The sequence below is a fragment of the Epibacterium sp. ABZ3_068 genome, from assembly GCF_056159265.1.
Map to the genome: position 1 here is coordinate 2,232,501 of NZ_JBSWUV010000001.1, position 18,557 is coordinate 2,251,057.

Sequence of the window (18,557 nt, forward strand, 5' to 3'; positions counted from 1 at the left end):
CCGTAAGTTCGCGAGAAGGAGGCCCGGGTCCTACGCAAGTGGAATCCGGGGGCACAAACCAGGGGGTGGCGACTGTTTATTAAAAACATAGGGCTCTGCGAAGTCGCAAGACGACGTATAGGGTCTGACGCCTGCCCGGTGCCTGAAGGTTAAAAGGAGGGGTGAGAGCTCCGAATTGAAGCCCAGGTAAACGGCGGCCGTAACTATAACGGTCCTAAGGTAGCGAAATTCCTTGTCGGGTAAGTTCCGACCTGCACGAATGGCGTAACGACTTCCCCGCTGTCTCCAACATCGACTCAGCGAAATTGAATTGCCTGTCAAGATGCAGGCTTCCCGCGGTTAGACGGAAAGACCCCGTGCACCTTTACTACAGCTTCGCACTGGTATCAGGATTGTGATGTGCAGGATAGGTGGTAGGCATCGAAACCAGGACGCAAGTCCAGGTGGAGCCTCCCTTGAGATACCACCCTTCGCACTCTTGATATCTAACCGCGGTCCCTTACCGGGATCCGGGACCCTGCGTGGCGGGTAGTTTGACTGGGGCGGTCGCCTCCTAAAGAGTAACGGAGGCGCGCGAAGGTTGGCTCAGAGCGGTCGGAAATCGCTCGTTGAGTGCAATGGCAAAAGCCAGCCTGACTGCAAGACTGACAAGTCGAGCAGAGACGAAAGTCGGCCATAGTGATCCGGTGGTCCCGAGTGGAAGGGCCATCGCTCAACGGATAAAAGGTACGCCGGGGATAACAGGCTGATACTGCCCAAGAGTCCATATCGACGGCAGTGTTTGGCACCTCGATGTCGGCTCATCTCATCCTGGGGCTGGAGCAGGTCCCAAGGGTACGGCTGTTCGCCGTTTAAAGAGGTACGTGAGCTGGGTTTAGAACGTCGTGAGACAGTTCGGTCCCTATCTGCCGTGGGTGTAGGATACTTGAGAGGAGTTGCCCCTAGTACGAGAGGACCGGGGTGAACGAACCACTGGTGGACCAGTTATCGTGCCAACGGTAGTGCTGGGTAGCTATGTTCGGAAAGGATAACCGCTGAAGGCATCTAAGCGGGAAGCCCCCCTCAAAACAAGGTATCCCTGAGGGCCGTGGAAGACCACCACGTCAATAGGCCGGAGATGTAAGTGCAGTAATGCACTCAGTTGACCGGTACTAATCGCCCGATTGGCTTGATCTGATCCAGAAATAGACAGTGTCTATTCTAAAATATATCAAGCAACCAAAAGCAAAACTAACTTGGACAACCTTGATTGTAAGCGTCAAAAAAAACGCATGGTATTGCCTCGGTTTGGTGGCAACAGCAAGAGCAAAACACCCGGTCCCATCCCGAACCCGGAAGTTAAGTGCCTCAGCGCCAATGGTACTTGGGCTTAAGCCCTGGGAGAGTAGGTCACCGCCAAACCTAGATAATACCAGTCTCTATAAATCGATAAATACACAAAACCAGCGCGGGATGGAGCAGCCAGGTAGCTCGTCAGGCTCATAACCTGAAGGTCGTAGGTTCAAATCCTACTCCCGCAACCAGCTTTTCCTACTACATCAGACACAACATACTCTGAACGTAGTGGAAAAACACGCGCAAGCCATCTGACCCAGCCCCCTGATCCGGTCCGTTCAGGTGTAGAACCCGTTCTTGTTTCTTTCTGTTGATTGGGTTGCGGTCAAGGCCTGCTGAGCGGAGCCCTTGCGGAGCTCAAGCGAGGCAGGCCGGGTGGCACGGTTGAGACTGGCGCAAACGGCTGGAGCCAGCCCGCCAAGTGAAGTGTGTGGTCGTTCAGTGTTGTAGTCGATCCTCCAGGTTTCAATTATCTTTCTGGCTTCGGCGAGATTGCCGAAGATATGTTCGTTCAGGCATTCGTCGCGCAGGCGGCCATTGAAGCTTTCGACAAACGCATTCTGCATGGGCTTTCCTGGCGCGATGTAGTGCCAACCAACGCCAGTGTCCTGGCACCATCGCAGCACAGCATGAGATGTCATTTCCGTTCCGTTGTCGCTGACGATCATGTCGGGCTGACCGCGTCGGCGGATCAGTTCATCCAGTTCTCGGGTCATGCGTGAACCCGACAGCGAGCGATCCACGACCGTAGCCAGTGCTTCTCGGGTGCAGTCATCCACGATGCACAGCACGCGGAACCGTTGGCCGTCTGCGAAGGCATCTGACACGAAGTCCAACGACCAGCGCTGGTTTGCCCGTTCAGGCACCAGGATCGGCCTGCGCGTGCCCAGAGCCCGCTTACGAGAACGCCTGCGCCGCACGGCCAGCCCTTCCTCGCGGTAGAGCCGGAACAGTTTCTTGTGGTTCACCTCAAAACCCTCTCTGGCCAACAGGATGCCCAAACGGCGATATCCGAACCGACGGCGCTCGTTCGCCAGTTCACGCAGTCGTTTGCGCAGGGCGTCATCGCCCTGATCCTGCTTCTCATATTGAAAAACAGACCGATGCAGGCCCGCCAATTCGCACGCCCGACGCTCAGACAGGCCGTGCCGATCCATCACGTCCGACACGGCCCTGCGCTTCACATCAGGCGTCAGTAGTTTTTTGTCGCGAGGTCTTTCAAGGCCGCATTGTCCAGCATCGTATCTGCCAACATCCGCTTCAGACGATTGTTCTCGTCTTCCAGCGCTCTCAGTTTCTTCGCATCGGACACGTTCATGCCGCCAAATCTGGCTTTGTATTTGTAAAACGTTGCATCGCTGATGCCGTACTTCCGGCACAGCTCTTGGGCTTTCACACCGGCTTCGTATTCTTTGATCATCCCAATGATCTGTTCGTCTGAAAATCTGCGTTTCATAGTCCATCCTTTGCTTGGACGGATTACTAACACCTCAGTGGCCGGAATTCAGGGGGCTGGGTCACGTGAGGCTGCTGGGCCAGCGCCTCATGGCGCGGGCCTTCAACCGACAAGTCGCAGAAATCCAGATCCGCATCGCGGTCCTGAACGGCGACACTGGGCTGGGAACAACCGTCTAAGAGGCCGTGTGGTGAGGCTCTCCGGGAAAGGGGAACCTCGGCCATCACATGATGTGTGCAACACAGCCCCCGGATCAAAAAAAGGGTGGGAGCTTGAAGCTGTCTAGCGTGACGCTTGAAGTAGAAACGAAAGCGTTAGACTTGCGCCCTTGTTTGCCGGTTCAATCACAAGACTTCCGCCGTGCCGCTCTGCAACTGCTGCGGCGATGGCAAGACCAAGGCCGCTTCCTTGCGACGGTTCAACTTGCGAAAAACGCCCAAGTGCCAGTTCGCTTTCCTCAGGAGACAACCCTTTGCCGTCGTCAGATACGGTGATCATTGCCGTATTCCCGTCTTCCCGCAAGCGCACCACAATAGAGCTCAGCTTGGGGCCGCCGTGTTTCAATGCATTGTCGATCATGTTCTTGATCGCTTCGGCAATGAACACTTGGTCGCCCGTCATCACGACGGGATGGTCAGGAGAGACAAGTTCGAAATCGATATCGCGAGACAAAATCACTGGCCCCACATCCGCCCCAATGGACCTGAGCAAGCCCGTCAAGTCGAATTGAGTTCGGTGACTCTCCGGCATGGGCTGGCGCAGCCGATCCATAGAAAGCAACTGCTCAGTCACGCGCGTCAATGAACGTGCCGCAACGACAAGATCTTCGATCCGTTGATGCTGGTCTGCAGGGTTTTGTGCGTCGCGCAAGCTTTCTGCCATGGACAACACAGACGCAGCCGGGTTGCGCAGCTGGTGCGCCGCATTGGAAATGAAAACCTGCTGGGCGGTCATACTGTCCTGCACCTTTGCGAACAGTCGGTTCAGCGTGCGGACAATTCCCTGGGCTTCACGCGGAATGGGGCGTCGAATTTGGCTCAAGTCATCGGGCGAGCGGACTTCGATGGCCTGTTGAAGGTCAAGAAGAGGGCGCAGACCGTGGGCAACCCCAAACCACACCACCAAAGCGAGCGTCAGGAGCAATCCGATGATCAGCCCTGCGGCACGAAAAGCGAGTTGTGTCGCAAACCTGCTGCGCTCAGACAAACGTTGCCAGACCGTCACGGTAGCGTTTCCAGTTACGCCTTCGCTTGTCACACGTTCCACAACTTTGAGTACCCGCACTGCTTCACCGCGATACTCGGCCTGGAAGTAATGCGGTGTATAAAGATCAATGTCTGAAATAGACCCGTGAGGCGGATAGGCATAACCGGTCACGTAGATACCACTTGGTCCGGTTGCATGATAAAACACCTCACCACCAGCCGCATCGTGGATCAATGCGCTTGTTGAGGGAAGCAGTGCATCTCCGCCCGAAATCGCCACATCCCGAGAGATCGCCAATGCCGCAGACAGCAGAGAGCGATCAAAAAACTTCTCAGCTGTGTTCTGCGCCACAGAAACACGCCAGTACCCCAACACCAGCCCCATCAGCATAAGTGGCACGAGAATAAGAACAAAAAGGCGCAGGCGCAGAGAAAACACCTTCGTCACGACTTAACCACCTCAAGCATGTAGCCTAGGCCACGGGCTGTTTTAATTGTGACACCATGGTCGGCAAGTCGTCGTCGCAAGCGGGACACCAAAGGTTCGACCGCAGTATCGTCCACCTCGGCGCCCACCCCATAGACATAATCTGTCAGGACGGGCTTTGACACAATCCGGCTCCGCCGATCGAGCAGACATTCAAACACCGCCAACTCCTTGCGCGGAATATCCAAATGGGTTCCGTTGGCGACCACCTGACGGGCGGTGCGATCAAAGGACAGGTCACCAATAGTCTCGACCGCGCCAAATTCGAGGTTTCGGCGACGTGACAAGGCCCGAATACGCGCTTCAAGCTCGTCCATTTCGAAAGGCTTCACCAAATAGTCATCCGCACCAAGGTCAAGCCCGGCTACGCGGTCACTGATTTCGGTGCGGGCTGTCAGAAGGATCACGGGCGCATTATCCCCACGCGCGCGTAGATCGCGCAGAACGTCAAGCCCGGACTGACCCGGAAGATTTATATCCAGCACAATCAGGTCCGCGCCTTCTCGGGCCAGGAAAATATCTGCTTCTTTGCCGTCGTGCAGCACATCCGCCGCATGGCCACGGTCCCGCAAGCGATAGGAAATCGCCTTGGCCAGTGGTTCATTATCTTCGACGATGACTATTCGCATGTTTGGGTCCGCAAGGTTCACGCAAGGTTGGCTCCTTATGTTCGTTGGATCGTATGGGGAATCAACCCCAAGAATTTATGGACATGTGCGCTGGCTCGGAGGATGCCGTTGTGCTTGTCTGGTCGATAGGGAGGATCCGATGACCAAATTCAACTTTGCACGACGTGCAATCATGGGCCTGATTGCCGCAGCAGGCGTCGCAGCGCCGGCGGCAGCCGAGGTGGATTTTACAGGCAAAACCGTGGAATGGGTCATTCCCTTCTCGGAAACCGGCGGCTCTGCCAAATGGGCAAACTTCTTTGCGCCATTGCTGTCCGAAGCTTTGCCAGGCCAGCCGACAGTGGTTGTAAAATTCATGCCCGGCGCGGGCTCGACCAAAGGGGCCAACTGGTTCCAGAAACAAAAATACGAAGATGGGACATTGTTGTTCGGAACCTCTGGTTCAACTCAATTCCCCTATCTTCTGGGTGACCCGCGTGTGCGCTACGAATACAGCGATTGGGAACCCGTTATGGCCTCGGGAACCGGCGGCGTAGCCTATCTGAATGCCGAGGACGGTGCTAAATTCGATGGTTCGGCTAACGCGTTGAAAGACATTGATTTCATCTATGGCTCGCAAGGAGCCACGCGCCTTGACCTTGTGCCTCTGCTGGCCTGGAAAATGCTGGGAATGAATGTTGAACCTGTATTCGGGATCAAAGGGCGCGGCGATGGTCGTTTGATGTTTGAGCGCGGCGAAGCCAATATCGACTACCAGACGTCATCCGGCTATTTGGGCGGATCGACCGCGCTGGTTGAGGAAGGAAAAGCGGTTCCAATGATGACTTGGGGTGCGCTGGACGACTACGGTAATATCGTGCGGGATCCGACATTCCCTGATATCCCGACCTTTAAGGAAGTCTGCGAAGCCACCGATGGGTGCGAAACTTCGGGCGACGCATGGGACGCGTGGAAAGCTTTCTTTGTTGCAGGTTTCCCGGTTCAGAAACTCGCCTTCCTGCCAGCTGGAACACCGCAGGAAGTAGTCAACACTTATGCCAAGGCCTTCCAGGATGTTGTCGCGCGCGATGACTTTGGCGAAATCTCGTCAAAACGGGTTGGCAAATACACGGTCTTCACTGGGGTCGGCGCTGAGGAAGCGCTTGGCACAGCCACTCGAGTGTCTGAAAGCTCTAAATCCTATGTCACCGATTGGCTACAAGAAGCTTATGGCGTGTCGCTGAACTAAGCGCCCACCACAACGCGCAGCCCTCCTGAGGCTGCGCGCCACTCCCCCCTACATCTATTTAGAAAGAAAGGCGGCTCCTATGGAGGTCTTCGCCACCGCACTTCCTGCGCTTGGAGAAGCGTGGACTCTGATCTTGCAACCTGTCGTTCTGGGATATTTGGTTCTGGGTGTCGTGATGGGGCTGGCCGTTGGGGTATTTCCCGGCTTGGGCGGCATTGCTGGTCTGTCCCTTCTGTTGCCATTCATGTTTGGCATGGATCCGGTGCTGGGTCTGGCGCTGATGATCGGCATGGTAGCCGTGGTGCCGACTTCGGACACATTCGCGTCGGTCCTGATGGGTATTCCTGGATCCTCCGCATCGCAGGCCACGGTTCTGGACGGGTTCCCGATGGCCAAGAACGGTCAGGCCGCACGGGCCTTGTCTGCTGCTTTCACCTCGTCGCTGTTTGGCGGGCTTGTTGGCGCGACCTTTCTGACGATCTTCATTCTGGTTGCCCGCCCCATCGTGTTGGCATTCGGCCTGCCCGAAATGCTGATGATCACAATCCTTGGCCTGTCGATGGTTGCAATTCTAGCAGGCCGTTTCGCTTTGAAGGGTTTGGCGGCAGCGGGGCTTGGTCTGATGGTCGGCACCATCGGGGAGGCCGACGCTGGTGGTTCGCTGAGGATGGCGAGCTATGACATTCCATATCTTACCGACGGGCTCAAACTTGTCATCGTGGGCCTCGGCATTTTCGCTATCCCCGAGATCGTTTCCCTGCTACGCCAAGACCGCTCTATCGCCAAAGGCTCATCGCTTGGCGCTGGCTGGATGGATGGAGTGCGTGACTGGGTTGCCAATAAATGGTTGTCGGTACGTTGTTCCATCATCGGTGTTGTGGTGGGGATTATTCCCGGGCTGGGAGGATCCGTTGTCGACTGGATCGCTTACGGCCACACCGTTCAAACCACGAAAGACAAGAGCAATTTCGGCAAAGGTGAAGTGCGCGGGGTAATCGGGCCGGAAAGTTCAAACAACGCGAAAGAGGGTGGCGGTCTGGTCCCCACTCTTCTGTTCGGGATCCCCGGCTCGGGGTCGATGGCAATCTTCATCGGCGCAATTGCCCTGTTGGGGTCAGGTGACATCGAAGTCGGCCCGGCGATGCTGAAAAACAACCTGGACATCACCTATTCGATCGTCTGGTTGCTGGCGTTGGCCAATGTTGTGGGCACGGTTCTGTGTATCGCGGCGTCTGGTGGTATCGCCAAGCTGACGACGATCCGTTTCACCTATCTGGCGCCGTTCCTGTTCATGTTGATCAGCTTTGCGGCTTTCCAGTCGGGACAAAACTTTGAAGACCTTCTGGCGCTGTTTGCCATCGGTTTGATCGGTATCTTCCTGCGCCGTTTTGACTGGTCGCGCCCAGCCTTCCTGATCGGCTTCGTTCTGTCCAACCCGGTCGAAAAGTTTTCGAACCAGGCGTTCCAGATCGCGTCCTTCCGGTTCCGCAAAAGTTTTGAAGAGGGGATCGACTATGTCTTCTCTCCAATCGTGATCGTGCTGATCATCATTACGGTTTTGTCTGTCGTGCTTGGCCTGCGTCAGGCAAAGGCGATCATGGCGGAAGGTGAGGTACAATCCGGTTCAAAACGTGCACCGCTGATCTTCCTGTTGGTCATTGCCGCCTATCTGATCGTGGCCCTAATCAACGCCAACATGATCCCGGACTACAATCTGACCGACAAGATCATCCCGCTGGTTGTCGGAAGCTTCTCGTTGGTCTGCTGCCTGATCCTTCTGGTACAGATGATGCGCCGCCCCGAAGGTGATGCCATTTTTGCCGACAAAGAGGTTGCAGGTGAGGACGCGGATGCCCCCTTTGGGTTGTGGTCCACGCTGGCGTGGTTTGCCGGCTTAATCGCGGCCACGTGGTTTGTCGGCTTCATTCTAGCGTTGATCGGTTTCCTGATCGCCTTCCTGCGTGTGCGGGCTGGGGCTGGCTGGAGCAAAACCCTGATTCTGACTGTATGCGGAATCGGATTCATGTGCCTGATGGCGGGCGCGCTCAACCGCGACTTCCCTCCGGGATTGCTGCAAGGGGCAGTCGACTTGCCATGGCCGCTGAAATGACCCAGACAGGTATTCCATACATCCACATGCGTGGCGGCACGTCAAAGGGTCCTTATTTCCGGCGAGAAGATCTGCCGGAAGATCTGGACACCCTGTCCCAGGTCCTGATCTCGGCAGTAGGGTCGGGCCATGCGCTGAACATCGACGGAATCGGCGGCGGAGCCGCCGTGACCACCAAAGTTGCCATGCTATCGAAAAGCACCGATGACTGGGCTGACGTGGACTATTTTTTTGCTCAGGTCTCGGTCGAGGATCAACTGGTAGACTATAAACCCACGTGCGGAAACATCTTGTCCGGTGTTGGTCCGGCGGCCATTGAAATGGGGCTAATAACCCCCTCCCAAGACGTGACTGAAATTCGAATTCATGCCGTCAACACGGGTGCCCGCGTGGTGGCCAAGATTCAAACACCCGGAGGTCAGCTGACCTATGAGGGCGGCACTGAAATTGCAGGAAGCCCCGGAACCTCGGCGCCGATCCAGTTGAGCTTTATGGGGGTTGTCGGAGCCGCAACAGGGAAATTCCTGCCCACAGGCAACCTGCGCGACACCTTCGACGGGATTGATGTGACCTGCATGGATGTCGCGATGCCAATCGTCATTGCACGCGCCGAAGACTTTGGTCTGACGGGCTATGAGAGCGCCGAAGACCTGGACGCCAATACCGATTTCTTCGCCCGTTTTGAAGCCATCCGGATTAAAGCAGGTGAGCGGATGGGCATGGGAGACGTGTCGAAATCGGTCACCCCGAAATTTGGCCTCCTGGCACCTGCAAAAGAAGGTGGTAGCATCGCAGTCCGTTACTTTATGCCGTGGAAAACACACCCCACAATGGCCGTGACCGGCGCACAATGTCTGGCGTCCTGTGCCCTGACCCCCGGCACCGTCTCAGATGGGTTGATCGCGCGCCCCAACGAAAACCCCGCCGAACTGGTGTTGGAACATGCCTCTGGTACGATCGAAGTGCTAGTCGATTTCTCGAACGAGAACGGCTTTTCGCTGAACTCTGCCGGGCTGGTGCGCACGGCGCGAAAACTGGCCGACGGCAAAGTTTATGTGCCGACCAGCGTCTGGCCGGGACAAGGAGAGAGACCATGAGCGTTCACAATATTCTTGTTGCCTTCAACGGGTCAGACAGCGCGGTGTCAGCGTTAAATTACGCGGTGTCACTGGCCAAGGGCGGTGCACATATTACTGCGCTACTGGCGCATTCAAGACACGAGACCATCGACGGCAACGCAGCCTGGGTTCCCGAAAAAGCGCGCAAGATCATTGCGCAGGCCAATGCCGACATCCTGTCGGGCATAAAAGCACGTTTCGAAGAATTGCGCCCACAGCTCGGCCTTGGTGACCGGCTGCATTTCGAACAAGTGTCCGGGCGTGTGGATGCGGTCCTGTCGGAAACGGCCCGGAACTATGATTTGCTGGTGGTTGGAAACGACGGCGCGGACGACGTGGATGAACATGTTACAATCCATCCGGATCGCATCGCCCTGATGAGCGGTCGCCCCGTGCTGATCGTGCCAAAAGGCTTTGATGCGGAGGCAAGACACGCTCACGCCGCGTTGGTATGGGACGGCAGCCGCGCGTCAGCCCGTGCCTTGTCCGACAGCCTTGGTTTGTTGGAGGACCAAGGACGGGTGACAGTGCTGACGGTCGGCGACGAGCAAACTCCGCGCCCTGTTCAAGACGTGATGACCCATCTTGCACGCCACAATGTTCAAGCCACCCACAAGGCCATCCCCGCCGAGCCCGGCATCGCACGGGCAATTATCGCCTATTGCCGCGAGGCTGATCCGTGCCTTCTGGTGATGGGGGCATATGAACATTCGAAATTCCGCGAAGATTTCCTTGGCGGTGTTACGGCACGTGTGTTGCGCGATGCGCCGATCCCCGTTTTGCTCTCTCACTAAAGGACCCAAACAATGACCCCTTACGATGCCCTCACCGAAGTGAACGCAGTGATGGACCGTCTGCGCGCGGTGCGCGAAACTCTTGGCAAGAAACTGGCGGACGGAAGTTGCCAATCCAGTGAATTGCGGCAAATGTCTGACTTGCATGATCGCGTCGCACTGGCCATCGCCGCTTACAAGCGCGGGAAGTAAACGTGCGCATACACATCTTGGATGACTGGTTTGATACGCTGCGCAAACTTCCCAGTTTTCGAATGCTGGATGGGCACGACGTCCAAGTTTGGACCGACCATGTCGACGATGTGAATACGCTGGCGGATCGTTTGGCGGACGCAGATGCCGTGGTTCTGTTCCGGGAACGCACCAAAGTCACCAGAGAGCTTGTAGCACGCCTGCCCAAATTGCGCGTGATCAGTCAACGCGGCGTCTATCCGCACATCGATATTGCCGCCTGTTCCGAGCACAAGGTGCTTGTGTGTTCAAAAATACCAAGCGGAGGTGGCACTAATCACGCTGCTGCTGAACTGACTTGGGCGCTGATCATGGCGAGCATGCGTGACCTGCCGGCACAGATGGCAAGTGTAAAGGCTGGTAATTGGCAGTCCGGTGTGGGCAAAACCTTGAACGGCAGGCAACTCGGGCTTTATGGCTATGGCCGGATTGCCAAAGCCGTGGAGGGCTATGCAGAGGCGTTTGGAATGCGCGTGGTCTGGTGGGCGTCCGAGGAAGGGCGCACACGCGCCGCTGCGGATGGTCGAACACTTGCATCAGATCGCTCGTCCTTCTTTGCAGATAGCGACATCATTTCCGTGCACGTCAGGCTGAAACCGGAAACCAAAGGGATCATCACTGCAGATGATTTGGCTTTGATGCAATCCGATGCGTTGTTCGTGAATACCTCACGCGCAGGCCTCATTTCGCCCGGCGCATTGCTGGCCGCGTTGAATGCCAGCCATCCCGGCAAGGCTGCGATTGACGTCTTCGATACCGAACCGCTTACTGATCGCAATGACCCTTTGCTGGCGCATCCCAATCTGATCGCGACCCCGCATATCGGCTTTGTAACCGAGGACGAGTTCGACCTGCAGTTTTCCGACATTTACGAACAGCTCAATGCTTTTGCCGCGGGCGCCCCGATCCACATGATAAACCCTGAGGTTGCTCCTTAACACACGGACCGGATCGCCTGTTTCAGTGCTCTTGAGGCCTGTGTGTCAGCTTGACCTATGCGTGACAGCAGCCCAATGGAACGTGATATCGACGGTGTTGCCAGCGTACAGACACCGACCCGGTCTGTGTCGATTGCGGAGCGGGGCACAAGCGCCATGCCCGCGCCGCCCTGCACCAGGTCAATCGCCGTCGTTGATCGACCCACCTCATAGGTCCAATGCAGCGGCAACCGCGCGCGTGCCAAGGCTTCGTCAATCAGCAGCCGGTTCCCGGTGCCGCGTGCGGGCAGGATCAATGTAGTGCCGTTGATTTCGCTCCAGCTCACCCCTGATCGATTGGCTAGGTCATGTCTTTTCGGGACGGCAAGAACGATCTGATCATCTATCAAGGGCTCGAACTCGGTGGTTGGCTCCAGCATCGGTATCGCGCTTAGCCCAAAATCAGCCTCGCCTGCGGCAACAGCCTCGGCCACGTCATTGGCGGACCCATCCAGCAATCGAAACCGCGTCTTTTGATTTGACCGTCGAAAAGCGTCTAACGCGGGCGACAACACACGGCTTACAATCGTCGGAATGACTGCTACGGTCACAACCGCGCCCCGCTGATGGGACAACGCAACGCTTTCGTCGCGCATCGCGCGCGTGGTCTCATCTGCGTCGTCCAGTATTGCTTCCGCCCGTGCCTGTAGGCGCTTCGCTGCAAGTGTAGGTTTGACCGCTCGTGTTGTGCGTTCAAACAGCACGGAATCCAATGCCGCTTCAAGTTTTTGCACCCGTCGTGTGACTGCGGATTGCGACAGATTCAGCTTTGTTGCTGCCAGATGAAAGGAGCCGGTCTCTTTGACGGCCAAAAAGGCTTCCAGATCGTTGAAGTCATAATTAATGCGCATATCGCATTAATTTCAGAAAAACCTTCATTGGTCAAATTAAAGTGGCTGATTTAGTCAGGGATCAACAAAGGACATCCCATGACCCCATCCTACGATATTGCGGTAATAGGAGGCGGCAATGCGGCCTTATGCGCCGCTATGACCGCTGCCGAAGCCGGTGCCAAAGTGCTGATCCTTGAGACCGCGCCCAAGACCTATCGTGGCGGCAATTCCCGCCATACCCGAAACTTCCGGTGCATGCATACCGGGCCGCTTGGCCCGCTGGTTGAGGACTATAGCGAAGAGGAATACCTGGCCGACCTTCTTAAGGTCACCGGCGGGAAGACCGACAAAGATTTGGCACGGCTGGCTATCCACACATCCGAAGAATGTCTGCCATGGATGCAAGAGCATGGCGTCCGTTTCCAGCCTTCGTTGTCCGGTACGCTGTCGCTTGCGCGCACCAATGCGTTCTTCATGGGTGGGGGGAAGAGCCTTGTGAACGCCTATTACCGCACCGCTGAAAAACTGGGTGTTGATGTGCTCTATGAGGCTGCGGTTACCCATTTAGAACTCGAAGGCGACCAGATCACACGCGTGGATTATACCTGCAAGGGGCAGATGCATAGCATCTCGCCCAAATCCGTGGTGGTCGCCTCGGGTGGGTTTCAGGCAGATACCGATTGGCTGACCCGTGCATGGGGACCGGCAGCGCAGAACTTTCTGATCCGCGGCACCCCCTACAACCGCGGCGTCGTCTTGGCGGATCTGCTGGAACAGGGCGTGCAATCCGTGGGGGACGCCGACCAATGTCATGCGGTCGCCATCGACGGGCGCGCGCCCAAATACGATGGCGGCATCGTGACCCGGTTGGACTGTGTGCCGTTCTCCGTTGTTGTGAACAAAAACGCTGAGCGGTTTTATGACGAAGGCGAGGATGTTTGGCCCAAACGCTATGCGATTTGGGGGCGTCTTGTTGCCGCGCAACCTGATCAGGTGGGTTATGTGATCATCGACGCCAAGTCGCTGGAATTGTTCATGCCCTCGGTGTTTCCGCCCCTGAAGGCGGACACATTGGAAGAACTCGCAGGCATGATGGACCTGCCTGCCGACAAACTGCGCCAGACCGTGGACCGCTTCAATGCGGCCTGTGGTGACACATCGAAGTTTCACCCAACCGAGCTGGATGGTGTGGCCACCTCTGGGATCACCCCGCCCAAGACAAATTGGGCGCGCCCGATCACCGAGCCACCCTTTTATGGCTACACGCTACGCACCGGTGTGACTTTTACATATCTGGGTCTGAAGGTGGACCGCAACGCGCAGTGTTCGACCAAGACCGGCCTGATCCGCAATTTGTGGGCGGCAGGCGAAACCATGGCCGGATCCATCCTTGGCCAAGGGTATCTGGCGGGATTTGGCATGACGATCGGAACTGTCTTCGGACGTATCGCAGGACGGGAGGCCGCAGCCTATGCAAACAAATGACCTGATCCAAGAGGCCCGTCGTCAGGCGGAAATCTGCAACGCCTGTCGCTACTGCGAAGGCTATTGTTCGGTGTTTCCGTCTATGCATGCGGGCCGGGCGTTTTCGGATGGCGACATCACCCAACTGGCCAACCTGTGTCATAACTGCCGGGGGTGTTATTATGCCTGCCAATACACGGCGCCACATGCGTTTGACCTGAATCTGCCCAAAGCGCTGGCCGAGGTACGGCGCGATTCGTGGGAAGTCCATGCCTGGCCACAACCGCTGGCCCGGCGTTTCCATACACATGGCGGCGCGATCGCCTTGTCGTTGGTGGTTGGCTTTGCGCTGATCCTGTTTGCATTGCGAACATTGGGCGGCGGCAACGATGGCGGCGGGTTCTATGCCGCGCTTTCTCACAACGCGATGGTGGCGATTTTCCTGCCGGCCTTCGTGCTGCCTCTGGTCAGCCTTTTCATTGGGCTGCGCCATTATTGGCGCACCGTCGGCGGGGAGCCAATCCGCCTGTCCCACATCACCGCTGGCTTTGGCATGGCGGCCAGAATGAAAGACCTCGCGGCTGGGCATGGAGACGGGTGCAACTTTGAAGACGAAGACCGCTTCAGTCATGCGCGCCGTCATGTGCATCAGGCTATCATGTATGGCTTTCTGCTGTGTTTCGCCGCCACGTCGGCCGGGACTGTAATGCACTATGTCTTTAACATGCCCGCCCCCTATCCGCTCTTCTCACTGCCAAAAGTTTTAGGACTGTCGGGTGGAGTACTGCTGACCTTTGGATGCGGAGGAATGGTAATGCTGAAACGGAAGGCAGACCGGGCCTTGGGCGATCCGAAGGCTTGGGGGGGCGATATCGGCTTTATTCTTCTGCTGGGGTTTGTCGGCTTGTCCGGACTCGTCCTTTATGCCCTTGGGGCGACAGCCTTGATGCCGATGATGTTGGCCCTGCACCTTGGCGCAGTTCTCACCTTCTTCCTGCTCACGCCTTTCACCAAGATGGCGCATGGGTTCTATCGCCTGGCGGCATTGGTCCGGGACGCGCAGCGTCGTTCAATACGTTAATGCACAAGTCGGTTGGCCACAGTTGCAACGGTCTTCATCCCGTGTCTTTGGCTGCATATGCCGCAGTCGGCTGGCATGCCAAGATTCGGCTATAGCCCGCCAGTGCGCGAAACCATCATCCGCATGGATCGCAGGCCGAAGATGCACTAACAATCAAACTGGACCACTCAGGTGGGGCTGATCAATGGCGGGTTTCATGCCGCTCCACCCCGACATTCATGTCGAGCTGAGCATGCAAAATAACTTCCTCTTCACCACATCGATCCTCGAATCTTAACTCATTAAACCCACGACCTTGGTGAGTTTCCAATCTGAACGTTGACCGTGTCTTATGTTCCGGCAGCTCGTAGGGCGGGGTGTTTTTCCCATTATACACACATCCCGTGACGATCGGTTTGTCGGGGTCGCCGCGGAGGTGTTCTACGATGACTTCCATGCCGATGCGGGGGATGACCATGCCGCCCCAGCCTTTGCTGGCCCAGTTCTGGCTGACCCGCACGCGCATGGAATGCGCGCCGTCGAGGTCCCAGTGGTAGCGCACCAGAATGCGGCCGTGTTCGTCGCAGTCGATCTCGCCTTCGCCCACAACCACTGCCGTCTCGGGCCCCTGCACCCGCGGGGCGGCGGTGCGCCGTTCCGGTCGGAAGGGGGCGCTGTCGGGCATCAAGACATAAGCGCCCTCATAGGGGGTCTCATCGCCGCCTGCGTCGCCTGAGCCATAGCCCTGCGCGCGGAATTGGTGCTCGGCCCGCAGGCAGACAAAGCTCTGCCCCGTGGCGCCCGACACCGGATCACCCGCAAGCGTCACCCGCCAGCCCGCGCCCAGCGAGACCACATCGCCGACCGCCTCGTGACGTGGGGCCTGGCCGCGTTCTTCGTCAAGGCGGCGGGTCACAACCTGGCGGCCCTCATCCTGGGTCAGATAATCGCCGGGCCAGTCATAGCTTTCCACATCGCCCTGCGGATGCGCGGCATCGCCCAGCTGGTCAACCTCTTGGGTGGCATGGGGAATTTTGAAATTATACTCGGTCAGCCGCACCGCGCCGGTGGTGATCCGAGCGGCTGTTGACCATTTGCGGAAATGTTCGTCCTCGTGGCGGTGAAACCCCTCGACCCCGTAAAAGGGGCGCGCGCCACCGGGCACTTCGGGCAGCTGAACAGCGGCATCGCTCAGCACCAGCGTGTGCGAGCCAGGGGCGTGTTTCCACGACCAGCTGATGCCATGGCGCTCCAGCTGGCGGCGGATGAAATCCGCGTCGCTTTCGCCATATTGGACGGTGTATTCCAGCACCGGATAGACGCCAGAGGTCAGGATCTCCAGATGCGGATTGCCCATGGCGCCATAGGCTCCCAGCACCTCTTCGATGATCTCGATCACCGATTTATTGTGAAAGATCCGCATGTTACGCCGCAGAGAGGCAACATGCAGCCAGGGCCGCAGCACCAGATCATAGCGAAACCCGTTCTCAAACGCGCCCCGGCTTCTGGCTTCGCAGACAATCCCGTCAAAGGCACGACGGCCCTGGGCGTGGTCGATTTCCACGGTCGATTTCCACGGTGGCATGGGAGCCCAAAAGCGCGTTCAGATCGATCTGGTCCTGCAGGGACAGCGCCTCAACGCGCCACTCAAACGGCCCCGAGATCTCCTCACGGCCATCCATGCGCAACAGCACCAATTGGTCCCCGCCAAGCGCGGTCATCAGCCGACCCTGGCGGTCCTGCTGCGAAAAATGCCTATTCAAAATATGAGTCCAACAAACAGTTAATGCCAAAGGAGGTAGCAAGCCGAACGTCCGCACGCAAGACGTGTGTTAAGCGGTATTGCTGCAAAACAGCCCCAAAAACACAGCGCAGCATTCGGTAAAAGGGGCTCAAAGCCGCCTTGCGGCGGCGCGGCAGCACTGTTGCAGCAAAACAGCGCTCGATCCTAGAAGTCTTATGACGCCAGCCAGCCCTTTCGGGACATTCACGCGAGGCGGATCAGTGCCACTGCTGCAGGCGCGAAGGAAACCGACGGGTTTCCCAAGAGCGGACTTTCAGACCGCTTTGAACCGCTCCGTGCCACCCCAGTCGCAACGCTTTACAGCGTTTTTTACATCCTCCGCCATCACGCACTCTCTGGCAAGGACAAGAATTCGATGGAAACACTGGTGAGATCGATCAGATCCATCAGGGCCTGAAAGGACCGGCGCTGTGCCATCAAATCATTGGATGCAACGCCCTGTTCGCGCGTCTCCCAGAGATAGAGATCAACCCAATAGCCCCCGTCATCAATGTATAATGTCTGACTGATGAAGCCGGGGAGTGTTTCAAGGTCGGGCAATATTCCGTCTACGGCAGAGACCATCTCATCATTTGAAACTGTCGGCTTTGCCTTCCATTTAACGAGTTCAACAACGCGATTACGCTCCATTACCTAGTCCCTTCCACATGCTGCTTGATTGTGACTTGTCACAGTTTGTTAGCCGTTCTAAGCGTTCTTGATTAGCGATAGTTTCTGAACCATTGTCCTGAATCATGAACAGTAAATTCTATGGCCAAGCTGAAGTGCTCGTTGAAATCGTCCGGCAAGGCTCCATGACCGCCGCAGCGGCGGCACTGCGTCTATCCAAATCGAACGTCAGTCAGAAAATCGCAGAAATGGAGAGTGATCTCGACGCTGTTCTTTTAAAGCGCAATACACGAGCGATTGAGCTGACGCCCGCTGGACACAGAGTATACGGTCTATGCGTGAAAGCCGTAGATGCACTGCAGCTCGCTAGGGGAGAAGTCGGGCACGAGCTTCGAAGCGCCGTCCCCAAGGGAGTTGTGAGCTTGTCCGGTTCGAACCTTTATCTGTCCGAATTCATAATGCCTTTGCTTCCGGGCTTGCGCGAAAACTATCCGTTAGTTCGCATTGATCTAGTCGGGGGCGATTCCCCTGTAGATCAACGCGCCGAAGGCGTTGATCTGCGTATTCGGGTTGGATCAACCGATACCGACGGTGCAAGAACCTATCCGCTTGAGCCACTGGAACGTATTTGCTGTGGTCGAAGCGATCTTATGCTTGAAGCAAAAAAACCCTCTCATCCGAGCGAATTACAGGCGTTGCCACTTATTCTGCGAAGGCAGGAACAACCTGTGTGGGTTTTCAGAAACAGCGGCAAGACAACGAATTACAACGTTACCAACCCCGCAATACATGTGAACAGCTACGAGTTATGTGTTGCCGCCGTTCGCGCTGGCCTAGGAGCTGCGGTTCTGGCCAAAGCTGTGGTTCAGAAAGACATAAACCATGGAAGCATCACTGAACTGCTGTCGAACTGGACGATTGATCCCATCCCGGTTTCATTGGTCGTACCAATATCTAGGCTACGCAAGCCAGAAGTCATGGCTGTAACTCGATACATTTCCAGTAATGTCAAACAAAGTTGCGCCCCCTGAAAGCAGCCTTCAAACACATTCTCTAGAAAGTCCGTTTCGTCTAAGGTTTTTGGCTGCTGTTCAGCGTGAGCTGCAGTGGCGACAAACCTTAGACAATTCCGACATTGGTTTCATCAATTCCAATGTCAGCTTCGCTAATTTCAGGGTAGCGCAGCTTGCACCCTCGGCGGAAAGGTGTGTTCGATT

The 18,557-nt window shown here is 56.7% G+C and carries 16 protein-coding genes, 1 tRNA gene, 2 rRNA genes and 1 pseudogene (1 of these 20 only partly in view); 13 read left to right on the forward strand and 7 right to left on the reverse strand.

Features of this window, described 5'->3' with window-relative positions; all coding sequences use genetic code 11:
• From ACXAEW_RS10635 to ACXAEW_RS10645, 3 genes are all read left to right on the forward strand, one after another.
• Positions 1 to 1,176: ribosomal RNA gene (locus tag ACXAEW_RS10635) — 23S ribosomal RNA — on the forward strand; it begins 1,658 nt to the left of the window's first position.
• A gap of 110 nt (positions 1,177 to 1,286) precedes the next feature.
• Positions 1,287 to 1,401 (forward strand): 5S ribosomal RNA (gene rrf / locus ACXAEW_RS10640).
• Positions 1,402 to 1,446: 45 nt separating this feature from the next.
• Positions 1,447 to 1,523: transfer RNA gene (locus ACXAEW_RS10645), tRNA-Met, on the forward strand.
• A gap of 90 nt (positions 1,524 to 1,613) precedes the next feature.
• On the opposite strand, the gene ACXAEW_RS10650 is transcribed toward ACXAEW_RS10645, so the two are convergent.
• Positions 1,614 to 2,791 (reverse strand): IS3 family transposase gene (locus tag ACXAEW_RS10650; protein ID WP_474940315.1). Its coding sequence is split into 2 segments (ribosomal slippage): positions 1,614 to 2,545 and positions 2,545 to 2,791, totalling 1,179 coding nucleotides; the frame shifts between segments, so codons are not numbered across the junction.
• 65 nt (positions 2,792 to 2,856) lie between these two features.
• Between ACXAEW_RS10650 and ACXAEW_RS10655 the strand changes: the two are divergent.
• Positions 2,857 to 2,970 (forward strand): annotated as a pseudogene (locus ACXAEW_RS10655) (IS5/IS1182 family transposase); the annotation flags it as partial.
• 103 nt (positions 2,971 to 3,073) lie between these two features.
• Here ACXAEW_RS10655 and ACXAEW_RS10660 read toward each other — a convergent pair.
• A complete protein-coding gene (locus ACXAEW_RS10660) occupies positions 3,074 to 4,444 on the reverse strand; it encodes a sensor histidine kinase (protein WP_474941295.1) in 1,371 nt (456 codons plus the stop codon).
• Entirely contained in the window at positions 4,441 to 5,112 is a 672-nt protein-coding gene (locus tag ACXAEW_RS10665; protein ID WP_474941296.1) for a response regulator transcription factor, read from the reverse strand. Before ACXAEW_RS10665 ends, ACXAEW_RS10660 begins: the two co-directional genes overlap by 4 nt.
• A 139-nt stretch (positions 5,113 to 5,251) precedes the next feature.
• On the opposite strand from ACXAEW_RS10665, the gene ACXAEW_RS10670 reads away from it, so the two are divergent.
• The 6 genes from ACXAEW_RS10670 to ACXAEW_RS10695 all read left to right on the forward strand — a co-directional run bounded on the left by ACXAEW_RS10670 (position 5,252) and on the right by ACXAEW_RS10695 (position 11,531).
• Positions 5,252 to 6,340 (forward strand): tricarboxylate transporter, encoded by a 1,089-nt coding sequence (locus ACXAEW_RS10670; protein ID WP_474941297.1) that lies wholly within the window; start codon positions 5,252 to 5,254, stop codon positions 6,338 to 6,340.
• A gap of 79 nt (positions 6,341 to 6,419) precedes the next feature.
• Entirely contained in the window at positions 6,420 to 8,450 is a 2,031-nt protein-coding gene (locus ACXAEW_RS10675; RefSeq protein WP_474941298.1) for a tripartite tricarboxylate transporter permease, read from the forward strand.
• On the forward strand, positions 8,447 to 9,547 hold the full coding sequence (locus tag ACXAEW_RS10680) for a 4-oxalomesaconate tautomerase (protein WP_474941299.1): 1,101 nt from the start codon (positions 8,447 to 8,449) through the stop codon (positions 9,545 to 9,547). Before ACXAEW_RS10675 ends, ACXAEW_RS10680 begins: the two co-directional genes overlap by 4 nt.
• Positions 9,544 to 10,362, forward strand: a complete 819-nt coding sequence (locus ACXAEW_RS10685; RefSeq protein WP_474941300.1) for a universal stress protein — start codon at positions 9,544 to 9,546, stop codon at positions 10,360 to 10,362. The genes ACXAEW_RS10680 and ACXAEW_RS10685 overlap by 4 nt, the downstream gene beginning before the upstream one ends.
• Positions 10,363 to 10,374: 12 nt before the next feature.
• Positions 10,375 to 10,554: a hypothetical protein gene (locus ACXAEW_RS10690; protein WP_153214950.1), complete on the forward strand. Its 180-nt coding sequence runs from the start codon at positions 10,375 to 10,377 to the stop codon at positions 10,552 to 10,554.
• Between the two features lie 2 nt (positions 10,555 to 10,556).
• A complete protein-coding gene (locus ACXAEW_RS10695) occupies positions 10,557 to 11,531 on the forward strand; it encodes a D-2-hydroxyacid dehydrogenase family protein (RefSeq protein WP_474941301.1) in 975 nt (324 codons plus the stop codon).
• Here ACXAEW_RS10695 and ACXAEW_RS10700 read toward each other — a convergent pair.
• Positions 11,528 to 12,421 carry a LysR family transcriptional regulator gene (locus ACXAEW_RS10700; RefSeq protein ID WP_474941302.1) on the reverse strand — a complete coding sequence of 298 codons (894 nt, stop codon included), beginning with the start codon at positions 12,419 to 12,421 and terminating at the stop codon, positions 11,528 to 11,530. The genes ACXAEW_RS10695 and ACXAEW_RS10700 overlap by 4 nt on opposite strands.
• 78 nt (positions 12,422 to 12,499) lie before the next feature.
• On the opposite strand from ACXAEW_RS10700, the gene tcuA reads away from it, so the two are divergent.
• Positions 12,500 to 13,888 (forward strand): FAD-dependent tricarballylate dehydrogenase TcuA, encoded by a 1,389-nt coding sequence (gene tcuA / locus ACXAEW_RS10705; protein ID WP_474941303.1) that lies wholly within the window; start codon positions 12,500 to 12,502, stop codon positions 13,886 to 13,888.
• Positions 13,875 to 14,948 (forward strand): tricarballylate utilization 4Fe-4S protein TcuB, encoded by a 1,074-nt coding sequence (tcuB, locus tag ACXAEW_RS10710; protein WP_474941304.1) that lies wholly within the window; start codon positions 13,875 to 13,877, stop codon positions 14,946 to 14,948. Before tcuA ends, tcuB begins: the two co-directional genes overlap by 14 nt.
• Before the next feature lie 181 nt (positions 14,949 to 15,129).
• On the opposite strand, the gene ACXAEW_RS10715 is transcribed toward tcuB, so the two are convergent.
• The 3 genes from ACXAEW_RS10715 to ACXAEW_RS10725 form a co-directional block, all read right to left on the reverse strand.
• On the reverse strand, positions 15,130 to 16,491 hold the full coding sequence (locus ACXAEW_RS10715) for a type VI secretion system Vgr family protein (RefSeq protein ID WP_474941305.1): 1,362 nt from the start codon (positions 16,489 to 16,491) through the stop codon (positions 15,130 to 15,132).
• Complete coding sequence (locus tag ACXAEW_RS10720; protein ID WP_474940985.1) at positions 16,454 to 16,648, reverse strand: hypothetical protein; 195 nt, start codon at positions 16,646 to 16,648, stop codon at positions 16,454 to 16,456. The genes ACXAEW_RS10715 and ACXAEW_RS10720 overlap by 38 nt, the downstream gene beginning before the upstream one ends.
• 407 nt (positions 16,649 to 17,055) lie before the next feature.
• Positions 17,056 to 17,361, reverse strand: coding sequence for a hypothetical protein (locus tag ACXAEW_RS10725; RefSeq protein ID WP_474941306.1), 306 nt, complete (start codon positions 17,359 to 17,361; stop codon positions 17,056 to 17,058).
• A gap of 104 nt (positions 17,362 to 17,465) precedes the next feature.
• Between ACXAEW_RS10725 and ACXAEW_RS10730 the strand changes: the two genes are divergently transcribed.
• Entirely contained in the window at positions 17,466 to 18,371 is a 906-nt protein-coding gene (locus ACXAEW_RS10730) for a LysR family transcriptional regulator (protein WP_474941307.1), read from the forward strand.
• Positions 18,372 to 18,557 lie beyond the last annotated feature (186 nt).